Source organism: Cupriavidus sp. 05N40 (assembly GCF_056397305.1).
The window spans coordinates 1-23,587 of record NZ_JBFTND010000016.1 but is presented as its reverse complement, the minus strand read 5'-3'; the positions used below and the strand labels follow the sequence as shown (position 1 = coordinate 23,587).

General features: G+C 67.9%; 23 protein-coding genes and 1 pseudogene. 9 read left to right on the top strand and 15 right to left on the bottom strand.

Features of this window, described 5'->3' with window-relative positions; all coding sequences use genetic code 11:
* Positions 1-5 precede the first annotated feature (5 nt).
* The 9 genes from AC1DO7_RS06125 to AC1DO7_RS06085 form a co-directional block, all read right to left on the bottom strand.
* Complete coding sequence (locus AC1DO7_RS06125; RefSeq protein WP_441617740.1) at positions 6-953, bottom strand: carbohydrate kinase family protein; 948 nt, start codon at positions 951-953, stop codon at positions 6-8.
* Positions 954-1,069: 116 nt separating this feature from the next.
* Entirely contained in the window at positions 1,070-1,570 is a 501-nt protein-coding gene (gene tpx / locus AC1DO7_RS06120) for a thiol peroxidase (RefSeq protein WP_441617738.1), read from the bottom strand.
* A 94-nt stretch (positions 1,571-1,664) separates the two neighbouring features.
* On the bottom strand, positions 1,665-3,818 hold the full coding sequence (locus AC1DO7_RS06115) for a DUF3426 domain-containing protein (RefSeq protein ID WP_441617737.1): 2,154 nt from the start codon (positions 3,816-3,818) through the stop codon (positions 1,665-1,667).
* Positions 3,819-3,827: 9 nt separating this feature from the next.
* Positions 3,828-4,742 carry a 50S ribosomal protein L11 methyltransferase gene (gene prmA, locus AC1DO7_RS06110; protein ID WP_441617735.1) on the bottom strand — a complete coding sequence of 305 codons (915 nt, stop codon included), beginning with the start codon at positions 4,740-4,742 and terminating at the stop codon, positions 3,828-3,830.
* Positions 4,743-4,785: 43 nt separating this feature from the next.
* Positions 4,786-6,153, bottom strand: coding sequence for an acetyl-CoA carboxylase biotin carboxylase subunit (gene accC, locus AC1DO7_RS06105; RefSeq protein ID WP_441617733.1), 1,368 nt, complete (start codon positions 6,151-6,153; stop codon positions 4,786-4,788).
* 183 nt (positions 6,154-6,336) lie between these two features.
* Positions 6,337-6,792, bottom strand: a complete 456-nt coding sequence (gene accB / locus AC1DO7_RS06100) for an acetyl-CoA carboxylase biotin carboxyl carrier protein (RefSeq protein ID WP_441617731.1) — start codon at positions 6,790-6,792, stop codon at positions 6,337-6,339.
* A gap of 171 nt (positions 6,793-6,963) precedes the next feature.
* Positions 6,964-7,458, bottom strand: coding sequence for a type II 3-dehydroquinate dehydratase (aroQ, locus tag AC1DO7_RS06095; protein ID WP_441617729.1), 495 nt, complete (start codon positions 7,456-7,458; stop codon positions 6,964-6,966).
* A gap of 217 nt (positions 7,459-7,675) precedes the next feature.
* Positions 7,676-8,218 carry a TlpA family protein disulfide reductase gene (locus AC1DO7_RS06090; protein WP_441617727.1) on the bottom strand — a complete coding sequence of 181 codons (543 nt, stop codon included), beginning with the start codon at positions 8,216-8,218 and terminating at the stop codon, positions 7,676-7,678.
* A 137-nt stretch (positions 8,219-8,355) separates the two neighbouring features.
* Positions 8,356-9,057: a UDP-N-acetylmuramate--alanine ligase gene (locus AC1DO7_RS06085; RefSeq protein ID WP_441617725.1), complete on the bottom strand. Its 702-nt coding sequence runs from the start codon at positions 9,055-9,057 to the stop codon at positions 8,356-8,358.
* A gap of 204 nt (positions 9,058-9,261) precedes the next feature.
* Between AC1DO7_RS06085 and mpl the strand changes: the two genes are divergently transcribed.
* The 8 genes and pseudogenes from mpl to mtgA all read left to right on the top strand — a co-directional run bounded on the left by mpl (position 9,262) and on the right by mtgA (position 17,681).
* Positions 9,262-10,653, top strand: a complete 1,392-nt coding sequence (mpl, locus tag AC1DO7_RS06080; protein ID WP_477115884.1) for a UDP-N-acetylmuramate:L-alanyl-gamma-D-glutamyl-meso-diaminopimelate ligase — start codon at positions 9,262-9,264, stop codon at positions 10,651-10,653.
* A 12-nt stretch (positions 10,654-10,665) separates the two neighbouring features.
* Positions 10,666-11,277, top strand: coding sequence for a YqiA/YcfP family alpha/beta fold hydrolase (locus tag AC1DO7_RS06075; RefSeq protein ID WP_477115883.1), 612 nt, complete (start codon positions 10,666-10,668; stop codon positions 11,275-11,277).
* A 7-nt stretch (positions 11,278-11,284) separates the two neighbouring features.
* A pseudogene (locus AC1DO7_RS06070) lies at positions 11,285-11,775 on the top strand (chorismate--pyruvate lyase family protein); the annotation flags it as partial.
* 88 nt (positions 11,776-11,863) lie between these two features.
* A complete protein-coding gene (fabG, locus tag AC1DO7_RS06065; RefSeq protein WP_477115882.1) occupies positions 11,864-12,604 on the top strand; it encodes a 3-oxoacyl-ACP reductase FabG in 741 nt (246 codons plus the stop codon).
* A 195-nt stretch (positions 12,605-12,799) separates the two neighbouring features.
* Entirely contained in the window at positions 12,800-14,947 is a 2,148-nt protein-coding gene (locus AC1DO7_RS06060; RefSeq protein WP_441617716.1) for an RNB domain-containing ribonuclease, read from the top strand.
* A 171-nt stretch (positions 14,948-15,118) separates the two neighbouring features.
* A complete protein-coding gene (locus AC1DO7_RS06055; protein ID WP_441617921.1) occupies positions 15,119-15,988 on the top strand; it encodes an energy transducer TonB in 870 nt (289 codons plus the stop codon).
* 6 nt (positions 15,989-15,994) lie between these two features.
* Entirely contained in the window at positions 15,995-16,888 is an 894-nt protein-coding gene (aroE, locus tag AC1DO7_RS06050) for a shikimate dehydrogenase (RefSeq protein ID WP_441617714.1), read from the top strand.
* Between the two features lie 91 nt (positions 16,889-16,979).
* Complete coding sequence (gene mtgA / locus AC1DO7_RS06045) at positions 16,980-17,681, top strand: monofunctional biosynthetic peptidoglycan transglycosylase (protein WP_477115902.1); 702 nt, start codon at positions 16,980-16,982, stop codon at positions 17,679-17,681.
* Positions 17,682-17,824: 143 nt separating this feature from the next.
* On the opposite strand, the gene corA is transcribed toward mtgA, so the two are convergent.
* The 3 genes from corA to AC1DO7_RS06030 form a co-directional block, all read right to left on the bottom strand.
* A complete protein-coding gene (gene corA / locus AC1DO7_RS06040; RefSeq protein ID WP_441617712.1) occupies positions 17,825-18,787 on the bottom strand; it encodes a magnesium/cobalt transporter CorA in 963 nt (320 codons plus the stop codon).
* Positions 18,784-18,957 (bottom strand): hypothetical protein, encoded by a 174-nt coding sequence (locus AC1DO7_RS06035; protein WP_441617710.1) that lies wholly within the window; start codon positions 18,955-18,957, stop codon positions 18,784-18,786. Before AC1DO7_RS06035 ends, corA begins: the two co-directional genes overlap by 4 nt.
* 358 nt (positions 18,958-19,315) lie before the next feature.
* Positions 19,316-20,218: a DMT family transporter gene (locus AC1DO7_RS06030; RefSeq protein WP_441617917.1), complete on the bottom strand. Its 903-nt coding sequence runs from the start codon at positions 20,216-20,218 to the stop codon at positions 19,316-19,318.
* A gap of 168 nt (positions 20,219-20,386) precedes the next feature.
* Between AC1DO7_RS06030 and pyrF the strand changes: the two genes are divergently transcribed.
* Complete coding sequence (pyrF, locus tag AC1DO7_RS06025; RefSeq protein WP_441617708.1) at positions 20,387-21,205, top strand: orotidine-5'-phosphate decarboxylase; 819 nt, start codon at positions 20,387-20,389, stop codon at positions 21,203-21,205.
* A gap of 16 nt (positions 21,206-21,221) precedes the next feature.
* On the opposite strand, the gene AC1DO7_RS06020 is transcribed toward pyrF, so the two are convergent.
* From AC1DO7_RS06020 to thiL, 3 genes are all read right to left on the bottom strand, one after another.
* Complete coding sequence (locus tag AC1DO7_RS06020; RefSeq protein ID WP_441617706.1) at positions 21,222-21,719, bottom strand: CinA family protein; 498 nt, start codon at positions 21,717-21,719, stop codon at positions 21,222-21,224.
* 73 nt (positions 21,720-21,792) lie between these two features.
* Positions 21,793-22,359, bottom strand: a complete 567-nt coding sequence (locus tag AC1DO7_RS06015) for a phosphatidylglycerophosphatase A family protein (RefSeq protein WP_441617704.1) — start codon at positions 22,357-22,359, stop codon at positions 21,793-21,795.
* Positions 22,360-22,465: 106 nt separating this feature from the next.
* Positions 22,466-23,464, bottom strand: coding sequence for a thiamine-phosphate kinase (gene thiL / locus AC1DO7_RS06010; protein WP_441617702.1), 999 nt, complete (start codon positions 23,462-23,464; stop codon positions 22,466-22,468).
* Positions 23,465-23,587: the final 123 nt, after the last annotated feature.

Genomic DNA, 23,587 nt, shown 5'->3' with positions numbered 1-23,587 from the left:
AAGTGTTACTCGTACCGATAGCCGAAAGCCGCCTCGAAGCGCTGGCCGATTTCGTCGCGCGACAGCTTGTGGTTCTGCGGACCCTGGTGCGCGATCTTGATGGAGCCCATCAGGCTGGCGAGGCGGCCGGTGGTCTCCCAGTCGAAGCCCCGCTCGATGCCGTACAGCAGTCCGCCGCGGAAGGCATCGCCGCAGCCGGTCGGATCGACGACGCGATCCGCTTGCACGGCCGGAATATTGTACTGCTGACCGTTGGCGTGCACGGTGGCGCCCTTCTCGCCGTGGGTGACGATGTAGGCGCGGACCTGCGCGGCAACCTGCTCGCTGGTCCAGCCGGTGCGCGACAGCAGAACCTGGGCTTCGTAGTCATTGACCGTCACGTAGCTGGCGAGTTCAACGAACTGGCGCAGGTCGTCGCCGTTGAACAGGGGCATGGCCTGACCCAGGTCGAAGATGAACGGCACGCCGGCATCGGCGAACTGGCGCGCGTGGTGCAGCATCCCCTCGCGACTGTCGGGGGCGACGATGCCCAGGCCCGGCGGGGTGCCGCCCTTGAGCGCGTCCTGCACGTGCGAGAGCTGCGACTGGCTCATTGCGCCCGGGTGGAAGGCCGTGATCTGGTTGTTGTCCAGGTCGGTGGTGATCATCGCCTGCGCGGTGAAGGTGTCGGGCAGGGTGCGGATGTGCTCGGTGCTGATGCCGAGCGCGCGCAGGTATTGCAGATAGGGCTCGGCATCGGTGCCGACGGTGGCCATGACCACCGGATCGCCGCCCAGCAGCTTGAGCGTGTAGGCGATGTTGCCTGCGCAGCCGCCGTACTCGCGGCGCATGGCCGGGACCAGGAACGACACGTTCAGCATATGGATCTGGTCGGGCAGGATGTGTTCGCGGAAGCGTCCCTCGAACGTCATGATGGTGTCGTAGGCGACGGAGCCACAGATCAGGCTGGACATGCTCTCTCCAAATGCTGGCAAAAATGCGTGATGGCGTACGCCGTCACGATCGCTGGCGGCCGCCGAAAAAAAGGCCACCCATGATACAGGGTGGCCGGGGCCTGCTGGCGGGGCGCTTACTTCAGCGCGGCCAGGGCGGCGTCGTAGTTCGGTTCGTTCTTGATTTCGGACACCAGCTCGCTGTACTTGACGGTGTCGTTCTCGTCCAGCACCACCACCGCGCGCGCGGTGGCGCCGGCCAGCGGGCCGGTCTTGATGTCGACGCCATAGCTGTCCTTGAAGCCGGCGCCGCGCATCAGCGACAGCGTCACCACATTGGCCAGGCCTTCGGCCGTGCAGAAGCGGCCCATGGCGAAGGGCAGGTCGGCCGAGATGGTCAGCACCACCGTGTTGGCCAGGCTGCTGGCGGCCTCGTTGAACTTGCGCGCCGATGCCTGGCACACCGGGGTGTCCAGGCTGGGGACGATGTTGAGCACCTTGCGCTTGCCGGCGAAATCGGCCAGCGCGACGTCCTTCAGGTCCTTGCCGACCAGTGAGAATGCGGGGGCCTTGTCGCCGGCTTGCGGAAACTTGCCGCCGATTTCGATGGCGTTGCCGCCGAGGGTGACGTTGCTCATATGTGCTCCTGTAGCAGAAGGGGGCCGCATGTCGGGGATGCGAGCCGGGGAGGCAAATCGGGGCGCCCGGCACTGGCGGCGGCCCCGGCGGAATTCAGGGGTAGAAGATCAGCACGCGGTAGTTGGCGGCCGCCTGCTGCGTTCGGAATCGTACCCGAACCGGCAGCTCCGTGCCCGCGCGCAAGCCTTGCGTGGCGAAGGCCTTCTGCCCGGGTTCGAGGTAGTCGGCCGGTTGCAGGACCTTGCGCAGCAGGAGCTGGTCCTGCAGGTCGGTCATCACCAGCTCGATGGCGGGCAGCGCCACGGTGGCGCGGCTCTGGTTGCGCATGGTGACGGCGAGCAGGAAGACGTCGGATTCCTCGTCCTGCTTCTGCAGCTGCGAGCTTTCGATGCGCAGGGCGTCGATGTCGCGCCATGGCGCCACCTCGCAGCCGAGCGGCGCGCACAGCGCCTCGAAGGCGGGACGCAGCGCGGGGAACTGCCCCGACAACTGGCTGCGGGCAAGGAAGGCGATCTGCGCCAGCGCTGCCGCCACCAGCACGCCGATCGCCAGCTTCTGCAGCGTGCGCTTGCGCCTGGCGGGGCCGGGATCGCGCTCGCGCGCATGGCGCAGGAAGTCGGGCGCGAACACCGGCACGTCGGGTACATCCTGGCGCGTCCACTGGCGCACGGCCTGCTCACGGGCGATGGCGGCGGGAATCTCGGGAAAGTCGTCCTGCGCCTCCGCGCGCAGGTAGCCGCTCGCGCTCGGGACGGGCGCAGGTGCTTCGTGCGCGGCGGGCGAGGCTTGCCTGGCAGGCGCTGGCCCGGCGTCGTCCTGCCGTGCGAGAGCCGGCTCGGCGGGCCTCTGCGTGTCGGCGCTGTCCGTGATGTCCGCGGTGTGCGTGGCATCGTCGATGCTGGCTTCCAGGGGCGGCAGCTGCGGCAATTGCGCGGCGACGTCAGGGCTGACCTCGGGCGCGACCTCGGGGCCGACTTCGGGGGTGGCTTCCAGAACGCTGTGCGCGGCAGCCTGCGCCTCGCTTGCGATGTCTTCGGCCGACGCCAGGGATCCGGGGGCGACAGCGGCATCCGGTGCCTGGGCCATTGCCCATGCTCCGGATGCCGCGGGAGGCAGATCGTCCGACAGCGTGCGGGGATCCAGTGCGGGCCAGGGCGTCGCTGCCTCCTGGGCGAGGATTGCCTCGGCAGCGGCTTCGTCGACGTGCGGCTCCGCGGTGGACTGGCTGCTGGCGGTCTCGGTGGTCTCGGTGGTATCGGTGGTTTCAGTGGTCTCGGCGGTACCTGCTGTACCGGCGGCACCGGCCGCATTGACGGTATCGGCGACGTCCTTGACCGCGTCAGCCTCGCCAGGGGTCGCGGGCATGCTGTCGGTGCCGGCGCGCTCGAGGCTTTCGGCATTTTCAGCGCTTTCTGCCACTTCGGCCTGCCCGGCGATCTCCGCGGGCATGGCGTGATCGTCGTAGGCAGCCTGTTCGAGAGGCTGGCCCGGTTCGTCCTCGATCACGCCAGGAACGAAGACTGCGGAGGGCGCATCGTCTTCGGCGCTGGCCGCGCTGGCTTCGCTTGCGGCCTGCCGCCTGGCCATCCCGGCGGCTTCCGCGGCCTGGTCGGCTTCGGCCTGTGTCTGGTACAGCATGATGGTGGGCGCATCGAGCGCCGGCACGTCATAGCCTGGGTCGAAGGGCGGGACGAAGGGCGAGGCGGGGGCGGGCGCGGCGGGAAGCTCGCCGTGCGCGTCGCCCGCTTTCGCCTCTGCTTCGGGATGCGCCGGAGCATGCGCCCGCTTGCGCGGGGCGCGCGGCGCACGCGCATGCGCATGCGCGGCCTCGTGCGGGCTTTCATGGGCGCCCTGGTGATCGTCCTGATGGCCGTCCTGATGGCCATCCTCATGGGTGCTGTCGTGGGCGCCGTCGCGGGCATCCTCGAACGTCTTTTCGTGCGGTGTGCGCGGGGCCCGGCGGCGCGCGCCGGCGTGCGCAGGGGGAGATGCCGGCGCCACTGCTTCCTGGCTGGCTTCCTGCGCGGGTTCCTGCGGAGCGATGGCGACGGGGCTTGGCTCGGGACTTGGCTCGGGACTGGGGACCGCCTCAGGCGCCGGCAGCTCGATCAGGTGTTCGCGCGCATCGAAGACAGTGTCGCACTGGCCGCAGCGCACCAGCCCCTGGCGCAGGCGCAGCTGGTCTGCTACCAGCCGGAAAGCGGTGCGGCAAGCCGGACAACGCGTGACGAGCTTGGCTGCGGCCATCGGCGGCGCTCAGTGCTTGACGCCGGGGCCTTCGCCGCGGGTGCCGTGCAGGCACACCCAGCCCTCCTCGCTGCGCCAGACCGACATGGCGAGCCAGGGCGCATAGGCGGCGGCGACTTCGTCGGCCTGGCGCTCCAGCACGCCGGACAGCACCAGGCGTCCGCCCGGGCGGACCCGCGCGCTCAGCATGGCGGCCATCAGCTTGAGCGGATTGGACAGGATATTGGCCACCACCAGGTCATAGCTGGCGTCGGAGACGCTCTCCGGCAGCGCGAAGGCGGCTTCCACGCGGTTGCGCTGCGCGTTGTGGCGCGAGGCTTCCACCGCGTTGGGGTCGATATCGATGCCGAGCGTGTCGCCCGCGCCCAGCTTCTTCGCCACGATGGCGAGGATGCCGGAGCCGCAGCCGTAGTCGAGCACCGACTCGCCGGACTTGATGTTCTGTTCCAGCCACTGCATGCACAGTCGCGTGGTGGGATGGCTGCCGGTGCCGAAGGCCAGGCCCGGATCGAGCTCCAGCACCACTGCGTCGGGTTCCGGCGCTTCATGCCAGGATGGCACCACCCAGATGCGCTCGCCGATGCGGATGGGCGTGAACTGGGATTGCGTCAGGCGCACCCAGTCCTGGTCCTCGACCGGGCGCAACTCGTAGGGGGGCACCTCACCGGCGCCTAGCGCGTTGGCGGCGGCGGCCACCACCAGCGCGGGATCGGTGACGTCGTCGAACAGCGCCACCACGCGCGAGCGGTTCCATGCCAGGCGGGTGGGTTCCAGCCCGGGCTCGCCGAACAGCGGCTGCTCGTCGGGCGTGTCGGCATCGGCGTCTTCCACCGAGACCGACAGCGCGCCGAGGTCGAACAGCGCGTCAGACCAGGCTTCGGCCTGGTCTTGTGCGATTTCGATCACACATTCCTGAAATGCCACAGGCGATCCTTGTCGATCCGTTGTTGCTTGGCTGCGCCGGGCTTCAGATCTTGCCGCCCTTGGCCACGTTCTTCTGGGCCAGGCGGTGCTCGAGATAGTGGATGCTGGTGCCGCCTTCGACGAAGTTGGCATCGAGCATCAGCTCGCGGTGCAGCGGTACGTTGGTCTGGATGCCGTCCACCACCATTTCCGACAGCGCGATCCGCATGCGGGCGATGGCCTGCTCGCGGGTGGCGCCGTAGGTGATGATCTTGCCGATCATCGAATCATAGTTGGGCGGCACGAAGTAGCCATCATACGCGTGCGAGTCCACCCGCACGCCGGGGCCGCCCGGCATGTGCCAGGCGGTGATGCGGCCCGGCGACGGAGTGAACTTGAACGGATCCTCGGCGTTGATGCGGCATTCGATGGCGTGGCCGCGCAGTTGCACGTCCTTCTGGCGCCAGCGCAGCTTCTCGCCGAAGGCGATGCGGATCTGCTCCTGCACGATGTCGATGCCGGTGATCATCTCCGTGACCGGGTGCTCGACCTGCACGCGCGTGTTCATCTCGATGAAGTAGAACTCGCCGTTCTCGTACAGGAACTCGAAGGTGCCGGCGCCGCGGTAGCCGATTTTCTTGCAGGCCTCGGCGCAGCGGTCGCCGATGCGCTCGATCAGGCGGCGCGGGATGTGGGGTGCCGGCGCCTCCTCGATGACCTTCTGGTGGCGGCGCTGCATGGAGCAGTCGCGCTCGCCCAGCCAGATCGCCTGGCGGTGCTGGTCGGCCAGGATCTGGATCTCGACGTGGCGGGGGTTCTCCAGGAATTTCTCCATGTAGACCTCCGGGTTGCCGAAGGCACGGCCGGCTTCCTCGCGCGTCATGTTGACCGCGTTGACCAGGGCCGCCTCGGTGTGCACCACGCGCATGCCGCGTCCGCCGCCACCGCCAGCCGCCTTGATGATGACCGGATAGCCGACGCTGCGGGCAGTCGCCAGGATTTCCTTCGGGTCTTCCGGCAGCGCGCCTTCGGAGCCCGGCACGCAGGGCACGCCGGACTTGATCATGGCTTGCTTGGCCGAGACCTTGTCGCCCATCAGGCGGATGTTCTCGGAGCTCGGGCCGATGAAGACGAAGCCGGATTTTTCCACGCGCTCGGCGAAGTCGGCGTTTTCCGACAGGAAGCCGTAGCCCGGATGGATGGCTTGCGAGTCAGTCACCTCGGCGGCCGAGATGATGGCCGGCATGTTGAGGTAGGACAACGGCGAAGGCGCCGGGCCGATGCACACGGCTTCGTCGGCCAGCTTGACGTATTTGGCTTCCTTGTCGGCTTCCGAATACACCACGACGGTCTTGATGCCGAGTTCGCGGCAGGCGCGCTGGATGCGAAGGGCGATTTCACCGCGGTTCGCGATCAGAATTTTTTCAAACATAGTCACTCTCTGCGAGGAGAAGGGCAGTCCCACCGCTGCGGATCGTGGCGCCCCCGGCGGCGCGGCCGGTATGGGGGCGGGGGAACTGGCACCGGGACGAGATGCGTCCGGTTCGCCTGCGCCGGCGCGGCCGTTCCGGAATCTCCGGCGCAGGCTGCGGGCGGCGCGGCATGCCGATCAGTATCAGCCGATGATGAAGAGCGGCTGGCCGTATTCGACCGCCTGGCCGTTCTCGACCAGGATTTCCTTGATCACGCCGGCCTTGTCCGATTCGATTTCGTTGAGCAGTTTCATCGCTTCGATGATGCAGACCGTCTGGCCTTCCTTGACGGTGTCGCCCACGTTGACGAAGGCGGCGGCGCCCGGCGACGGCGCCCGGTAGAAGGTGCCGACCATCGGCGAGGTCACGACATGGCCGGACGGCAGTTGTGGCGAAGCGGGCTCGGCGCTGGCGACTGCGGCGGGCGCGGCGGCCGCGGGCGGCAGTGCCTGCATCGGCTGCATGGCCATCGGCGCGGCGATCACCTGGGGCGGTGCCTTGACGATGCGCACCTTGCCTTCGCCTTCGGTGACTTCCAGCTCGGAGATGCCGGACTCGGCCACCAGGTCGATCAGCGTCTTCAGCTTGCGCAGGTCCATCTTCTATCCTCCTGAATCGGGTTGTCCGGCGCGCGCCGCTGTGGCGGCCGCATCCGGGTAAATTTCATGCTTTCATGCGTCCGGCAACCTGCTTGCGTGCACCGCGGTCAGCGGGGCCGGGCAGCGCCAGGGCGCGGTCATCGTCTACGAAATCGAAATCAGCCGGCGGGCTCAGGCCTTGGGCGGCGCCTGTTCAGGCTCCTGCCCGAGGACATAGTCCAGCGCCAGCAGGTAGCCTTGCCAGCCAAGTCCGCAGATCACTCCCACCGCGATATCGGAGAAGAAGGAGTGATGACGGAAGTTCTCGCGGCGATGCACGTTCGACAAATGGACTTCCACGAACGGAATCGCCACCCCGGCCAGCGCGTCGCGCAAGGCTACGCTGGTATGCGTATAGGCGGCCGGGTTGATGATGATGAAGTCGACTCCCTCGTCGCGTGCCGCGTGGATGCGATCCACCAGCGCGCCCTCATGGTTGGACTGGAACGTTGCCAGGGCGAGGCCGGTTTCCCGTGCACGTTGCGCCAGGGCCAGGTCGATGTCGACGAGCTTCGTATGCCCATAGGTTTCCGGCTCGCGCGTACCCAGCAGATTCAGGTTGGGCCCGTGCAGGACCAGCACCTTGCGGTAGCGGGCGGAGCGGCGTTCTGGAGGCGTATCGATCACGGCGGCTCGACCATTTCAACGAAATTGCGCGGAGATTACCGTAGCTTAGAGTGATTTGTCTAGCAGCGCAGACATAGGAAAGCCCGCATGCGGCGCGCTCCCTGAGCATTCTGGCGACRCAGCCGGTACTTTTCACTGCGATGGGCGAATTTCACTCAAATTGCGGGACGATTGATGAAGGTTAGTTTAAATTCACCGCAAATCAAGGATCTTGCCACTATCCGCGCGGCAGGGCGGCGCGYAGCTCATCGGTGGAAACCCTACCCATTTTTCGGTAGGTGACAGTGCCGTCCGGCGCGATCACGACCGTATAGGGCAGGCCGCCGGCCGCGTTGCCGAAGTTTCGCGACAGCTCCGTGCCAGCAAAGCCGGCGACCGCGAGCGGGTACGCAACCGGCACTTTCTTGATGAACTGCTGGATATTGCTGGCAGAATCGATGCCGATGCCGACAAATTCCACCTTGGGGCCCGACACCTCCTTATAGAGCGCGGTCAGGTCCGGCATTTCCTCCACGCAGGGCCCGCACCAGGGTGCCCAGAAATTCACCACCACCGTCTTGCCGCGGAAATCGGCCAGGCTGAGCTTGCCCCCCTGTGGGTCGGGTAGTTCGGTGCGCAGGAACGTCTCCACCGCGGCATCGGACGCAGGCTTGGGCGAGAACACGTAGTGGCTGGCAAGGGCACCGGCCACTGCCGCGGCGACGGCGACGAGCCAGATCCAGAGGCGGCTGCGGCGAACGGGTTGGCTGGAAGAGGTCATGGCAATGGGTGGCGGGTGGCGTCGGAGGTCGGTGAAGTCGTGTGGGCCGGAAGCGAGGCGACGGCCCTCTCTCTATCTATATGACTGGACGATGGCTGTGACGATAGCGGGACCAGCCTGGCGGCCCGGCCAGGGCGTCAGGCGGCGGCGGGCGTGTCCGGCATGTCCGGCACGCTGGCTGCCAGCGCCTGCACCGCGGCCAGGTCGGCTCGGGCCACGCGGCCACCGGCATCGGCCCTTACCGCGCCGCGTTCGTCGTCCGCATCATACAGGGCGATATGAATGCCGACCGGCTGGCCCAGTTCCGCACGGATCTCGCCGGCCAGCACGCGCGCTTCGCGCTGCGCCGGCCACTGGCCTTTCCACAGGAAGCTGAGCGTCTCGACCTCGCCGCGGCCGGCAAAGTGACGCGTTTCGCTGGTATCGAAATCGACACCCGCGTTCAGCAGGTGCAGGGTTAGGTCCTTGGGGCTGTCGCAAAAGCACTGCAGGTACACGTCCGAGTGCTCGGTGGCGGTGCCGTTGAGCACCGCGCCGGCCAGATAGGGCCGGAAGGCGGCCAGGTCGCGCATGGCCAGCAGCGCCAGGCGCCGCAGCAAGGCCAGGATGCGCGGCTGGCTCTCGCCATGGAACAAGGCCTGGTACGCGCGCACTTCCGCCTCCACCATCTCGTTGTCCGGCAGCCACTCGCCCGCCACGCGCACGTCACCCAGCAACTGGCGGGCAGCCTTGCGCTTGGCTGAGGCGTAGTCGGCGCCGTCTTCCGCGATCATGCGGGCGGCGGCCTGGGCGATCTCCTCGCGCAGGCGGATGGGGTCGAGGCTGGGGCGGCGGGACATGGGGGGATCATACCGGAGGGAGTGGCCTGGACTTTTAGAGTTTTTGCCTCTGCAAGGGTTCTGTCCAGGCTGACAAAAGTCAAAGACCGTCGCCCCGGCGGCCAGGCGCGGGGGTGGCCCGCCATACCCCTCAGGTACAATTCGTCTCCATCCCGTAGCAACAGGGGCCAGGCCGCCCAGGCCCGCCCCGAGACCCAAATTCCCATGCATATTCACATCCTCGGCATCTGTGGCACGTTCATGGGCGGCCTGGCCGTGCTGGCCAGGCAGGCTGGCCATCGCGTGACCGGTTGCGACGCCAATGTCTATCCCCCGATGAGCACCCAGCTCGAGGCGCAGGGCATCGACCTGATCGAGGGGTTCGATCCGGGGCAGCTGTCGCTGGCGCCGGACCTGTTCGTGATCGGCAACGTGGTGTCGCGCGGCAATCCGTTGATGGAGGCCATCCTCAACTGCAACCTGCCCTATGTCTCGGGCCCGCAGTGGCTCGGCGAGCATGTGCTGCGTGGCAAGTGGACGCTGGCGGTGGCGGGCACGCACGGCAAGACCACCACCACTTCGATGCTGGCCTGGATACTGGAAGACGCGGGCTACCAGCCCGGTTTCCTGGTCGGCGGGGTGCCGCAGAATTTCGGCGTGTCGGCCCGGGTGACGGAATCGGACTTCTTCGTGATCGAGGCCGATGAATATGACACGGCGTTCTTCGACAAGCGCAGCAAGTTCGTCCACTACCGTCCGCGCACGGCCATCCTGAACAATCTCGAATACGATCACGCTGACATCTTCCCGGATCTTGCAGCGATCGAGACCCAGTTCCATCATCTCGTGCGCACCGTGCCCGAGCAGGGCCGGCTTATCGTGAATGGCCTGGAGGAAAGCCTGGCGCGCGTGCTCGAGCGCGGCTGCTGGAGCGAGACAGAACAGTTCGGCCTGGGCGACTGGCGCGCGGGCGAACCGGCCGAAGCCGCCTTGGGGCCCCAGAGCCAGGACCGCTTCGACGTGTGGTTCGGCGATGCCTTGCAGGGCCGGGTCGAATGGGCGCTGCAGGGCATCCACAACCGCATGAACGCGCTGGCCGCGATCGCCGCGGCGCGCCACGTGGGCGTGCCCCCCGCGCAGGCCATTGACTCGCTGTCGCGCTTCGCCAATGTGAAGCGCCGCATGGAAGTGCGCGGCGTGGTCGGCGGCATCAYGGTCTATGACGACTTCGCCCATCACCCGACCGCCATCCAGACCACGCTGGAGGGCCTGCGCAAGCGCGTCGGCGACGCGCGCATCCTGGCGGTGCTCGAACCGCGTTCCAACACCATGAAGCTGGGCGTGATGAAGGCCCAGTTGCCCGCCAGCCTGGAGGCGGCCGACCTGGTGTTCGGCTACGGCGCGGCCAGCGGCAAGGACGCGCTCGGCTGGGACCTGGCCGATTCGCTGGCACCGCTTGGCGAACGCGCCGCTGCCTTCAGCGACCTGCCTGCGCTGGTGCAGGCGGTGCGCGCCGTCGCGCGCCCGGGCGACCACGTGCTGGTAATGAGCAACGGCGGCTTCGGCGGCGTGCACCAGAAGCTGCTGGACGCCTTCGCCGCCGGCGCAGCGGCCTGAGCGGGGCACGGCATGTTGCTGTACCTGCACGGTTTCCGTTCCTCGCCGCAATCGTTCAAGGCGCGTATGGTCCAGGAGCGCATGCGCGCATGGGGCGTGGGGCGCTACTACGCCTGTCCGGTCCTGAACGTGTCGCCGGCCGCGGCCATCGCCCAGGCCGAGGCCGCTATCGCGGCTTCGCAGGCGGGCGGCGCCCAGCCCCTCACCATCATCGGTTCCTCGCTCGGCGGCTTCTACGCGCGCTGGCTGGCCGAGCGCCACGGCTGCCGCGCGGTGCTGCTCAATCCCGCCACGCATCCGTGGACCGACCTGGAGCATTACCTGGGCGACCAGCCGCTGTGGCACGGCGGCGGCTCGGTGCGGGTGGAGCGCCATCACCTGGACGAACTGCTGGCGCTRCGGGTGGAGCCGGTCACCCGGCCCGAACGCTATTTCCTGCTGGCTGCCACCGGCGACGAAGTGCTGGATTACCGCGAGATGCTGGCCGCCTTTCCCGGCGCGCGCACACGCGTGATCGAGGGCAGCGACCATGGCATCAGCGAATWCGCCGACTACGTCGATGAAGTGCTGGCTTTCTGCGGCTATGGACCGGCCGGCCTGATCGAACCGGAGCCGCTGGCATGAGCGCAGCATGAACGCGGCGCAAGTGCGCCGCTGCGCGTGGCATGCCCATTTGCCCGAAGATCCCGCCATCGACGCCAATCTGCGGCGCTGGGTATGCGCTGAGGGCTCRCTGACGGCCAGGCTGGTGGCCGCCTCGGACCGTTTCCGCGTGCGCCGCCTGGCGCAGCACATGGAGCTGGCCCTGCCCGATGAATGGCAGGCCCTGGGCCTGCCGGCGCAGCGCCGCGCGCTGGCGCGCGAGGTGCTGCTGCTGTGCGACGGCACGCCCGCCATCTTTGCCCACACCGTGGTGAAAGCCGAGCATGCCCGGCGCGACTGGCCCTTCCTGCGCGGCCTGGGCGAACGCCCGCTGGGCGGGGCGCTGTTCGTCGACCCGCGCGTGCGGCGCGAGCCGTTCGCCTTCGCGCGCCTGCGGGCGCATGGTCTTCCTGCCGGACCTGCTGGCGCGCCGCGCGCCGGAGCTTGCCGGCAAGCGGTGAAACAGTCATCGTAGCAAGAACGCCAGCAAGAACGCCAAAAAGAACATCAACAAGAGCATCAACAAAAACGCAAACAAGAACGCAAACAAGAAGAAGAGACCGACATCATGAAATTGCAGGGACGAGTTGCCATCATTACCGGCGCGGCTGCCGGCATCGGCTTTGCCACCGCGCAGCGTTTCGCCGCCGAAGGCGCGATCGTGGTGCTGTGCGACGTGCAGGAAGAGCGCGTGCGCGCCGCGGCCGCGACACTGGCCGCTTCCGGTGCCGRCGCGATGGCATGCAAGGTGGACGTGACGCGCCGTGACGAGGTGGATGCCGCGGTCGCCGCCACGCTGGCCAGGCATGGCCGCATCGACATCCTGGTCAACAACGCGGGCATCACCAAGGATGCGCGCCTGACCAAGATGAGCGAAGCCCAGTTCGACTCGGTCATCGACGTCAACCTCAAGGGCGTATTCAATTGCGCGCAGGCGGTGGCGGACATCATGACCGAGCAAGGGCGCGGTGTGATTCTCAATGCATCCAGCGTGGTCGGTCTCTATGGCAACTTCGGCCAGACCAACTATGCCGCCAGCAAGTTCGGCGTGATCGGCTTTACCAAGACCTGGGCGCGCGAGCTGGGTCCCAAGGGCGTGCGCGTGAACGCGGTGTGCCCGGGCTTCGTGTCCACCGAGATCCTGCAGACGGTGCCGGAGAAGGTGCTGGAGGGCATGAAGTCGTCGTGCTGGCTGCGCCGCCTGGCCGAGCCGGCCGAGATCGCCAGCATCTACACGTTCCTGGCCAGCGACGACGCCAGCTACGTCAACGGTGTGGCGATCGAGGCCAGCGGCGGCATGTCGCTGTAAGGTCCGGGCGTTGCTTTGTCCCGCGCCGGGCTTGTGCACGGCGCGGTGCGGTATCATCTGAGGTCCGGTCGCCGCCTCGCCTGAAGGCGGCCTCGCATCATTTCTCTCCCCGGGCCGTTCCCGAGAGGCGTCACTTAGCGCCAGGGCGCGCTGGTTCGCCAGGGCGGCTCCCGGCATTTCTGAAAGTACCGATCCATGCAGTTGCTGTTCGAAGAAGGCGGCGAGATTCGCGCCGGCACCGTGCTGACCCAGCAGGGCGAGGCTTACCAGGTGGAGTTGCCCGCGGGCAAGCGCACCAAGGTGAAGTCGCGCGATGTGCTGTTGCAGTTTGCGCAGCCCTCGGCGATCGAGCTGGTGCGCCAGACCGCCGAGCTGGTCGGCGAGATCGACCTGGATTTCCTCTGGGAATGCGCGTCGGACGAAGAATTCGGCTTTGCCGACCTGGCCGCCGAGTATTTCGGCGCGGGTGCCGGCGTGGTGCAGCAGGCCGCACTGGCGCAGGCACTGCACGGCAATCCGGTCTATTTCCGCCGCAAGGGACGGGGGCGCTACCAGCGCGCGCCGGAAGACCAGCTCAAGGCGGCCCTGGCCGCGCTCGAGCGCAAGAAGCAGCAGGCCCTGGTCCAGGCCGAGTACGAAACCCAGCTCAAGGCCCTGACCCTGCCCGACGCCTTCCGCGGCAAAGCGCTGCAACTGCTGTTCAAGCCCGACAAGAACAGCCTCGAGTACAAGGCGATGGACGCTGCCTGCACGGCGCTCGGCATGTCGCCGATGCGGCTGATGGTGGCGGTGGGCGGCATCGCCAGCCCGCGCGCGCTGCACGAGGCCAAGTTCCTCTCGGAATGCTTCCCCAAGGGCACCGGCTTCCCCGACGTGGTCGTGCCGGAACCCGCCGGCGAGCTGCCGCGCGCCGACGTGCAGGCGTTCTCGATCGACGACGTCACCACCACCGAGATCGACGATGCGCTGTCGGTCACGCCGCTGGACGGCGGCAAGATCCGCGTCGGCATCCACATCGCCGCGCCGGGCCTGGGTATCCGCCGTGGCGAGCCGCTTGACGCGGTGGCGCGCCAGCGCCTGTCCACGGTCTACTTCCCCGGCGACAAGATCACCATGCTGCCCGACGCGGTGGTGGAGCGCTACACGCTGCAGGAAGGGCGCGAATGCCCGGCGTTGTCGCTTTACGTGGACTACGACCCGGCCCTGCAGATGATCCTCGGCAGCCAGACCCGCGCCGAGATGGTCATGATCGCGGCCAACCTGCGCCACAACCTGCTGGAAGACGTGGTGACCGAGGCCGCGCTGACCGACGGCACCGGCGACTACGCGTTCCGCGCCGAGCTGGCCCAGCTCTGGCATTTCTCCGGCTGGCTGCACGACGAGCGCCAGAAGGCGCGCCTGGCCAGCGGCCTGCGCCCGGAATCGCACAATCGCGCGGACTACAACTTCTACCTCGACGATCTGCCCGACGGCGGCGAGCGTGTGCGCATCGAGCAGCGCCGGCGCGGCTCGCCGCTGGACAAGATCGTGGCCGAGCTGATGATCCTGGCCAACAGCACCTGGGGCAAGCTGCTTGCCGACCACGGCGTGCCGGGCATCTACCGCACGCAGAAGGCCTGGGGCATGCACCGCACGCGCATGCAGACGTATCCGGCCCCGCACGAAGGCCTGGGCGTGGCGCAATATGCCTGGAGCACCTCGCCGCTGCGCCGCTATGTCGACCTGGTCAACCAGTGGCAGATCCTGGCGGTGGCCCAGCACGGCGTCACGGCCAAGCTGGTGGCGCCGTTCAAGCCCAAGGACGCTGACCTGCTGGCGGCCGTGGCCGACTTCGAAGGCACTTATGCGGCCTATGCCGACCACCAGTCCACCATGGAACGCTACTGGTGCCTGCGCTGGCTGGGCCAGGAAAAGCGCGAGCGCCTGATGGCCTCGGTGCTCAAGGAAGGCGCGGTGCGCTTTACCGAGATCCCGCTGGTTACGCGGGTGCCGGAGCTGGTCCAGGCTTCGCGCGGCACCCAGGTGCTGCTGGAGATCGGCGCCACCGACGAGATCTCACTCGAGGTATCGTGCCGCGTGCTGGAGGTGTTCGCCGGCGAAGGCGAACTGCCCTCGGAGGAGCTGGAAGGCGATGACGAGGCTGCCGAGGTGTCCGCTGAGGCAGCCGCCGAAGCCGCTGCCGAGGAGGCCGCGGAAGCGGCGGCCGAGGGCGCCGGCGACGCCGCCGCCCGGTCTGCCGATCAGGCCGGCCCGGATGGTCCGGATGGTCCGGAAGACCTGGCAAGCGCCGCCGACGGCGCTTCGTCGGGCGCGCGCGACACCGGCACCGGCGAGGCCGGCTGAGTCCCTCGGAAAAAACGGGGCGCTCCCTTACAATCGCAGTCTGAACCGGGGCTGGTCCGAGAGGACCCCTGCCCCGGCCCGGTTCCGCCTTCCCGACGCCCCATTCCAACCACGCCAGCCATCGTGAAAGCCGTCTTTTCTCCCCGCCAGTGGTGGAACGCCAGCAGCACGATGAGCAAGGCGCTGGCCGTTTCGGTGCTGGCCCATGTCCTGCTGCTGACCGTGCGCGTGGTGGCTCCCGAGGCCTTCGAGATCAAGCGCACCGATGCCGCGCTCGACGTGGTGCTGGTCAACTCCAAATCCGCACAGCGCCCGCAGAACCCGACCGTGCTGGCCCAGGCCAATCTCGACGGCGGCGGCGAGCAGGACCAGCAGCGCGCCACCACGCCGCTGCCGGCCCAGACCAACACCAAGGACGGTGACCTGGTGCGCCAGATGCAGCGCCGCGTGGACCAGCTCGAGCAGGAGCAGCAGCGCCTGCTGACGCAGGCGCGCGAGGCCGCGCCCGCGGTCCACAGCCAGCCGCTCAAGCCCGGCCAGCAGCGCACCGAGACGCCGCTGCGCGGCCAGGACGAGCGTACCTCGCTCGACGAGATGGCCAAGCTCGAGGCCGAGATCGGGCGCAACCTCGAACAATACGCCAAGCGGCCCAAGCGTTACCAGCTCACCGCCACCAGCGCGCAGGAGGTGGAATACGCGCAGTACTACGACCGCCTGCGCCAGAGGATCGAGGCGCGCGGCACCACCGATTTTCCCCAGCGCAACGGCAAGCCGCTGTACGGCCAGCTGATCCTGGTGATCAACGTCAACCGCCAGGGCAGGCTCGGCTACAACCGCGATGGCTACAACATCGAATCGATCGACGTGGCCAAGAGCTCGGGCGACCCGGCATTGGACCGCCAGGCCGTGGCCATCGTGCGCGCGGCCGCGCCGTTCGGCTCCTTCACCCCGCAGATGCAGGCGCGGCAAGATATTCTCGAAGTGATCTCTACCTTCAAGTTTTCGCGCAACGGCCTGGACATCCGCCTACAGGCCAGATGACGCAAGATGATGTCTACAGAAAACACGCAGATCCCCGCTGATACCGACCGCTATGTGGTGGTTGGCAATCCCATCGCGCACAGCCGTTCGCCGGCCATCCACGCCGCGTTCGCGCAGCAGACCGGCGAGGCCATCTCCTACGAGCGCCTGCTGGCGCCGCTGGACGGCTTTGCCGACACCGTGCGCGCGTTCTTCGCCGGCGGCGGCCACGGCCTGAACGTGACGGTGCCGTTCAAGCTCGAGGCCTACGACCTGGCCGACCGTCTCACGCCGCGCGCGGAGAGCGCCGGCGCGGTCAACACCATGTGGATCGAGGATGGCCTGATCCACGGCGACAACACCGACGGCGTCGGCCTCACGCGTGACATCGAGATCAATCTCGACACGCTGCTCGAAGGCCGCCGCATCCTGCTTCTGGGCGCCGGCGGCGCGGCCATGGGCGCCATGCTGCCGCTGGTGATGTGCCGGCCGGACCGGATCGTGGTGGCCAACCGCACGCCGGAGCGCGCCAGCTTTATCCTCGAAGACGTGGCGCAGCAGGCCGACGAATACGGCGTGGAACTGTGGGGCGGCGGCTTCGACGCGCTGGCCGCGCTGACGGGCGACGACGCCTGCGACGTGGTCATCAACGCCACCAGCAGCAGCCTGCAGGGCGAATTGCCGCCGGTGCCGGCGGAACTGCTGGGCAAGGATGTGCTGGCCTACGACATGATGTACGGCGCCGAGCCCACCGTATTCCTGAAGTTCGCCGCGCAAAGCGGCGCGCGCACCAGCGACGGGCTGGGCATGCTGGTCGAGCAGGCCGCCGAGGCCTTCTACAACTGGCGCGGCGTGCGACCCGCCACTGCGCCCGTGCTGGCGAAGCTGCGCGCGGAGCTGCAGGCCGAAGCGGCACGCTGAGCGCAGCAGGCTGCCGCCCGCAACCACCATGGCAGAGCTCAGGCGCACCGCCCGCTCCAGCGCCGCGCCGCGCAGCGGTGGCTTCAATCCACTGCGCTGGCTGGCCTACCTGATCGGTATCCTGGTGGCCGGCGTGCTGGCCATGCAGGTCTATTTCTTCCTGCAGATCGCGGCCTGGCAGTACGTCGATCCGTCTGCCACCTCGTTCATGCGGGCCGAACGCTGGCGCCTGTGCGGCTTCAACTTCTGGAGCTGCCAGGTGGACCGGCGCTGGGTCGGCTACGACGAGATCTCGCGCAACCTCAAGCGCGCGGTGATCGCCAGCGAGGACGCCGACTTCGTCAACCATCCCGGCTACGAACTCGACGCCATGCTCGATGCCTGGGAGCGCAACAAGAAGCGCGGGCATATCGTGCGGGGCGGGTCCACCATCACCCAGCAGCTGGCCAAGAATCTCTTTCTCTCGTCCGAGCAGCACTACCTGCGCAAGGGGCAGGAGCTGGCCATTACCTGGATGCTGGAATTCTGGCTGGACAAGCAGCGCATCTTCGAGATCTACCTGAACTCGGTGGAGTGGGGCGAGGGCGTATTCGGCGCCGAGGCCGCCGCCCAGCACTACTTCARGACCAGCGCGGCGAAGCTCAACGTGGGCCAGGCGGCGCGCCTGGCCGCCGCGCTGCCGGCGCCGAAGTGCTTCGACAAGAAGCAGTACTGCGCCAATGTGCGGGTCAACTTCAAGGTCAAGGCCAACATCATCGCGCGCCGCATGGGCGCGGCCACGCTGCCGGACTGAGCGTCCCTTCACGCCGGGCGCGGTCTTTCAGAGGCGTGATCGGAATGAAGCGAAGCGGTCCTGGCCAGGCGCGCGGCCGCACACAGTGCAAACCGGCACGGCAAGGCCGCGCAACGACGCCAGGATCTGTTCGATTGCGCCGTTCAGCTGAGCCAGCCCTTGCGGCGGAAGTAGATCAGCGGCACCGCCGCCGACACCGCCATCAGCGCGATCGCCCACGGATAGCCGGCGACCCAGTCCAGCTCCGGCATCAGCTTGAAGTTCATGCCGTAGATGCTGGCGATCAGCGTGGGCGGCATCAGCGCGACCGACACCACCGAGAACAGCTTGATGATCTTGTTCTGGTTGATGTTGATGAAACCGACCGTGGCATCCATCAGGAAGTTGATCTTGTCGAACAGGAACGCGGTGTGGTTCTCGATCGAGTCGATATCGCGCAGGATCTGGCGCGCTTCGTCCTGCTGCTCGGCCGACAGCAGCTGGCTGCGCATCAGGAAGGAGACCGCGCGGCGCGTGTCCATGACGTTGCGGCGGATGCGGCCGTTCAGGTCTTCCTCGCGGGCGATGGTTTCCAGCACGTCGGCCGCGGCGGCGTCGGTCACGTTCTCGGCCAGCACGCGCTTGCTGGCTTCCTCGAGCCGCTCGTAGACTTCCTCGATGGAGTCGGCCGAATATTCCGCGTCGGTGGCGTACAGATCCATCAGCACGTCCTTGGCGTTGCGCACCGAGCCCGGACGCATGCGCGCGCGCAGGCGCACCAGCCGGAACACCGGCAGGTCTTCGTCGTGGATGGAGAACAGCACGTCGCGCGTGAGCACGAAGGCCACGCGCACGTTGCGCGAGATGTCTTCCTCGTCGAGCAGGAAGTCGGTGCGGATATGGATGTTCTCGTCCTCGCCTTCGAAGTAGCGGGCCGAGGCTTCCAGGTCGCCCAGGTCTTCGAGTTCGGGCAGGGCTACGCCGTACGCTTCCTTGATCCAGGCGAGTTCCTCGTCATCAGGGCTGATGACGTCGATCCAGATCGGCTTGTGCTGCAGCAGTTCATTGCGGTCATCGACCTGCTCCTGTGCGAGCCGGCCTTTCTGCAGGACGAACAGGTTGATCATCCCAGGGCTTCCTTGTTGCGTTTGGCGAAGAAACGCGCAGGCGTGGCTTGCCGGGCCCGGAGGCGAACCAGTCCTTCGCGGCGAGGCGACGAAGGCGGAATGCCGCTGGCAAGCGTGATCGCGCTGCGCGTCGCAAAGGCGCGCGCAAGGCGATGGCGTTTGCCGTTCATGGCTGGCAAGCCGGGAGAGGGAAGGTCCGGGACGAGGCGGCGCGCACAGGCGGTGCGCCGGCTGGGACACGGAAAAACGCTCACCCGCAGTATTTTCTGCGGGCAAGTCCGACGAGGCGGTGGAAGCGGCGTGGGCCGGCTCCGGCGGTCGTCGTTACGCAGCCCGCAGTGACATGGCATTCGGTGCAGTCGCAGTCTGGTTGCGGCAACTCGAACACCCGATGCTACTGCCCACGTAGTTTCTCCGGGATTATGATGGCCGCGAGTGTAGCCCAACGAGGGGGGCTTGTTAAGTGAAATCTGGGTGAATGCCGCCGCCGCCGCACGTTGTGCGACGGGTCCGCGCCAGCGCCCCGGATCATCCGGCGCGCGCGCGCACGAGCCGGCGATGCAGCAACGGCACGAGCAGCACGGAGGCCAGCGCGGCGAACATCAGCACGATGGCCGCATAGTCCTGCCAGTGCGGCTGTTCGCCCAGCATCCACATGCCCGAGAACACGCCGACCACCGGGATGAACATCACCGACAGGCTCGACACCACCGGCGGCAGGCTGCGCGCGAGCACGAACCACACCAGGTGGCAGTAGGCGAACACCACCACCGCGTTGTAGGCGATGGCGCCCCATTCCACGGCGTTGGGAAGGCGCCAGCCTTGCTCGAGCAGCAGCGTGCCCAGCAGCAGGAAGGGCAGCGTCACCACCAGCATCCAGAAGGTCAGCACGCCCACCGACATCTCGATCCGGCTGCGCTTCATCAGTTGCGTGCCCAGGCCCCAGCCGGCCGCGGCGCAAAGCATCAGCAGCGTACCGGCCGGGCTGCCGGTCAGGGCGGCGATCTCGCCGGACAGCAGCAATACTGTGCCGGCCAGCGCGCAGGCGATGCCCACCCAGGCCGCGCGGCCGATGCGCTCGCGGTACAGCACCAGGCCCCATACCACGGCCCAGATCGGCATGGTGTAGCCGAGGATGGCGGCGCGCCCGGATGACAGCATCTTGACCGCGCAGATCGCCAGCAGGTGCCAGATCACCATGTTGAACAGGGCGAGCTTGAAGATGGTGGGCCACTGGCCCGCCGGCACCCGCAGCGTCTCGCCGCGCACGCGCAGCGCCACGCCCAGCGCCAGCACGCCGCCGGCCATGCACAGCAGGCGAAAACCCATGGCGGGGAAATGCGCCACGCCGATTTTCATGACGGGCCAGTTGACGCCCCAGGCGATGGTGAGGACGACGAGCAGGATGATGCTGCGGCGGTCGAGAGACATGGCGGGCAGGCGGCTGTGTGCGATGCCGCTCTTTGTATCCGGGAAGAACGGCAGAAGATAGCACGCAGCGGGTAAAATCGCAGGCATCGATCGTTGCCGCGCTGCGCCGGCCCGGCCTCCGGGGCCGCCAGCCAGCCGCCGCGGCACACCCAGAATAGCGAGCATCCCATGACCTTCACCGAGCAGCTGGCCTCAGCCTGGCAGCGCAACGATTCCCTCCTGTGCGTCGGGCTCGATCCCGATCCCGCCAAGCTGCCCCTGTCCATGACGGGCACCGGCGGCGCGATCTTCTCCTTTTGCCGCGAGATCGTCGACGCCACCGCGGACCTGGTGTGCGCCTTCAAGCCGCAGATCGCGTACTTCGCCGCGCAGCGCGCCGAAGACCAACTCGAACAGCTGGTGGCCTATATCCACGATGCCCATCCGGGCATCCCCGTGATCCTGGACGCCAAGCGCGGCGATATCGGCTCGACCGCGCAGCAGTACGCCATCGAAGCCTTCGAGCGCTACCGGGCCGACGCCGTCACGGTGAACCCGTACATGGGCCTGGATTCACTGGAGCCTTACCTGGCCTACGGCGACCGCGGCGTGATCGTGCTGTGTCGCACTTCCAACCCGGGTGGCTCGGACGTGCAGTTCCTGCCGGTGGACGGCAAGCCGGTCTACCAGGTGGTGGCCGAGGCGGCCGCCACGCGCTGGAATACCAACGGGCAGATGGCGCTGGTGGTGGGAGCGACCTTCCCGGCGGAGATCGCCAAGGTACGCGAGATCGTGGGCGACATGCCGCTGCTGATTCCGGGCATCGGCGCCCAGGGCGGCGACATCGAGGCCACCGTCCGTGCCGGGCGCACGGGCGCCGGCGTCGGCATGATGATCAACTCGTCGCGCGCCATCCTCTACGCCAGCCGCGAGAAAGACTTCGCCGCGGCCGCGCGCAATGTCGCGCTGCAGACGCGCGAGACCATCAACCGCTTCCGTTCGGCCTGAGGGCCGGCGCGGCGCTTCAGGCTTCGTTGCGGACCAGTTCGAGCAGGCCGCGAATGGCGTGCTCGGCCGCCTGGCGCCGGATCTGCTGGCGGTCGCCGCGCAGGCGCTGCGTCTCCACCTTGGTGGTAATGCGGTTGCTCCAGCCGAAGCAGACCATGCCGACCGGCTTGTCCGGCGTGCCGCCGTTGGGGCCGGCCACGCCGGTGATCGACAGCGCCACCTGGGCGCGGCTGTTGAGCAGCGCGCCTTCGGCCATGGCGCGGGCAACCTCCTCGCTGACCGCGCCGTGGTCGCGGATCAGCTTGGCTGGCACGCCCAGCATGGTGGTCTTGGCTTCGTTCGAGTAGGTGACGAAGCCGCGCTCGAACCAGCCCGAAGAGCCCGACACATCGGTGATCGCCGCGGCCACCAGGCCGCCGGTGCAGGATTCCGCCGTGGCGAGCAGCAGCGATTTCTCGTTCAGGGAGATGCCGGCCTGGACGGCGAGTTGATCGAGCAAGCGGCTGACGGACATGATGGCGGATTCGGTAGAAATGGTTGCAGGGGAGGCGTGTAGGCCGGCGTAAACCAGTGTGAGGCGGGCCCGCTCAGAGCGAACGCCACAGGGCGAACACCAGCAGCGTGTAGAACGCGGCCATCACGTCGTCGAACATCACGCCAAAGCCCCCGCGCAGGCCCGGACCCTTGAGCGTGCGGTCCAGGTGGCCGATCGGGGCCGGCTTGACGATATCGAACAGGCGGAACCACAGGAAAGCGGCGAGCTGGCCCCAGAAGCCGGTCGGCATGACGAAGAGCAGCACCAGCCAGAACGCCACGATTTCGTCCCACACCATGCTGCCATGATCGTGCACGCCCATGTCGCGCGCGGTGCGGGCGCAGGCCCACAGCCCGAGCAGGAAGCCGCCGCCGATGATCCACAGCCAGGTTTCCGGCTGCACCCACATCGAGATCACCAGGTAGGACAGCCACGCGTAGAGCGTRCCGACCGTGCCGGGGCCGGCGGGCGAAAGCCCGGAGCCGAAGCCCAGTGCGATCAGGTGGGCCGGGTGCGACAACATGAAGCGCGCGGTGGGGCGCAAGACCTTGGCGGCTTGGCCGGCTTCGAGGGTCAGGGCGGGATCGTGCGCGGCGGGCCCGGGCGGGTAGGCGGACATCAAGGGTTGGCTCGTCTGGTTTGGATGGGATTGTCCCGGGCGCCTTGGCCCGGGCGGGGTCTGGCGCCCCGCATGGCAACATCATGACACGGCCGCATGCCGCTTGTCAGGGGGATGCGAAGTGGTCGAAGCTGTTGCCGCTGTATGCGCAGGGATTGCCCTCCCGGTCGACCAGGCGCAGGCCCGGCTCCGGCGTGATGGTGCCGGCGCGCGTTACCTGCAGCCCGAGCCGCGCGCCGATGGCGGCGATCTTCTCGCGGGCGCCCGCGGGCGCGGTGAAGCAGAGTTCGTAGTCGTCGCCGCCGGCCAGCGTGCATTCGCGCTGGAGCGCTTCCGGCTGGTCGGCCAGCACCGCCGAGCGCGGCAGCGCGTCGACGTCGAGCAGGGCGCCGGCTTGCGAACTCGCCAGGATGTGGCCGAGATCGCCGAGCAGGCCGTCGGATATGTCGAGTGCGGCATGCGCCACGCCACGTAGCGCCATGCCCAGTGCGATGCGCGGCGTCGGCATGTCCATGCGCGGGCGGACCTGCGTGAAGTCCGGCTCCGGCAGCAGCCATTCGCCGCGGCAGTCGCCAAGCGCGAGGCGCGCATCGCCGAGCGTGCCGGAAATCCAGATATCGTCGCCGGGGCGTGCGGCATCACGTCGCAGCGCCATGCCGGCAGGCACATCGCCGAACACCGTCAGGCTCAGCGTAAGCGGCCCGCGCGTGGTGTCGCCGCCGATCAGCTCGCAACCGTGGGCGTCGGCCAGCGCCAGCATGCCCGCGGCCAGTTCGGCCAGCCATTCCGGCTGCGCTTCCGGCAACGCCAGCGCCAGCGTAAAGGCGCGCGGCTCGGCCCCCATCGCAGCCAGGTCAGACAGGTTGACCGCCAGCGCCTTGTGGCCCAGCGCACGGGGCGCTACGTCAGGAAAAAAGTGACGCCCGCTTACCAGCATATCGGTGCTGATCGCCAGGTGGTGGCCCGCGCGTGCCTCGATGAGCGCGCAGTCGTCGCCGACGCCGAGCACCGCCTTGCGCGCGGGGCGGGTGAAATAGCGGCGGATGAGGTCGAACTCGGAGAGCGGGGCGCCCGGATTGCTGGAAGCGCTGGAATAAGCTGGCATGGAAAGGGTCGGGCGGGGAGAATCGGCAAGAGCCACGTGAGCGCCTGCAGGTTGCCGGCGCGGGGCTTGTCGATGCCGGTGACGCCCTGCTGTTCAGCGCTGGCGGCATGCGGCATATTGTAC

Coding starts and splice junctions, on each gene's coding strand:
- AC1DO7_RS06125 (WP_441617740.1), bottom strand. CDS start 953: ATGTCCAGCCTGATCTGTGGCTCCGTCGCCTACGACACCATCATGACG.
- tpx (WP_441617738.1), bottom strand. CDS start 1,570: ATGAGCAACGTCACCCTCGGCGGCAACGCCATCGAAATCGGCGGCAAG.
- AC1DO7_RS06115 (WP_441617737.1), bottom strand. CDS start 3,818: ATGGCCGCAGCCAAGCTCGTCACGCGTTGTCCGGCTTGCCGCACCGCT.
- accC (WP_441617733.1), bottom strand. CDS start 6,153: ATGTTTGAAAAAATTCTGATCGCGAACCGCGGTGAAATCGCCCTTCGC.
- accB (WP_441617731.1), bottom strand. CDS start 6,792: ATGGACCTGCGCAAGCTGAAGACGCTGATCGACCTGGTGGCCGAGTCC.
- AC1DO7_RS06085 (WP_441617725.1), bottom strand. CDS start 9,057: ATGTCCCGCCGCCCCAGCCTCGACCCCATCCGCCTGCGCGAGGAGATC.
- AC1DO7_RS06060 (WP_441617716.1), top strand. CDS start 12,800: ATGCAGTTGCTGTTCGAAGAAGGCGGCGAGATTCGCGCCGGCACCGTG.
- AC1DO7_RS06055 (WP_441617921.1), top strand. CDS start 15,119: ATGAGCAAGGCGCTGGCCGTTTCGGTGCTGGCCCATGTCCTGCTGCTG.
- aroE (WP_441617714.1), top strand. CDS start 15,995: ATGATGTCTACAGAAAACACGCAGATCCCCGCTGATACCGACCGCTAT.
- corA (WP_441617712.1), bottom strand. CDS start 18,787: ATGATCAACCTGTTCGTCCTGCAGAAAGGCCGGCTCGCACAGGAGCAG.
- AC1DO7_RS06035 (WP_441617710.1), bottom strand. CDS start 18,957: ATGAACGGCAAACGCCATCGCCTTGCGCGCGCCTTTGCGACGCGCAGC.
- AC1DO7_RS06030 (WP_441617917.1), bottom strand. CDS start 20,218: ATGTCTCTCGACCGCCGCAGCATCATCCTGCTCGTCGTCCTCACCATC.
- pyrF (WP_441617708.1), top strand. CDS start 20,387: ATGACCTTCACCGAGCAGCTGGCCTCAGCCTGGCAGCGCAACGATTCC.
- AC1DO7_RS06020 (WP_441617706.1), bottom strand. CDS start 21,719: ATGTCCGTCAGCCGCTTGCTCGATCAACTCGCCGTCCAGGCCGGCATC.
- thiL (WP_441617702.1), bottom strand. CDS start 23,464: ATGCCAGCTTATTCCAGCGCTTCCAGCAATCCGGGCGCCCCGCTCTCC.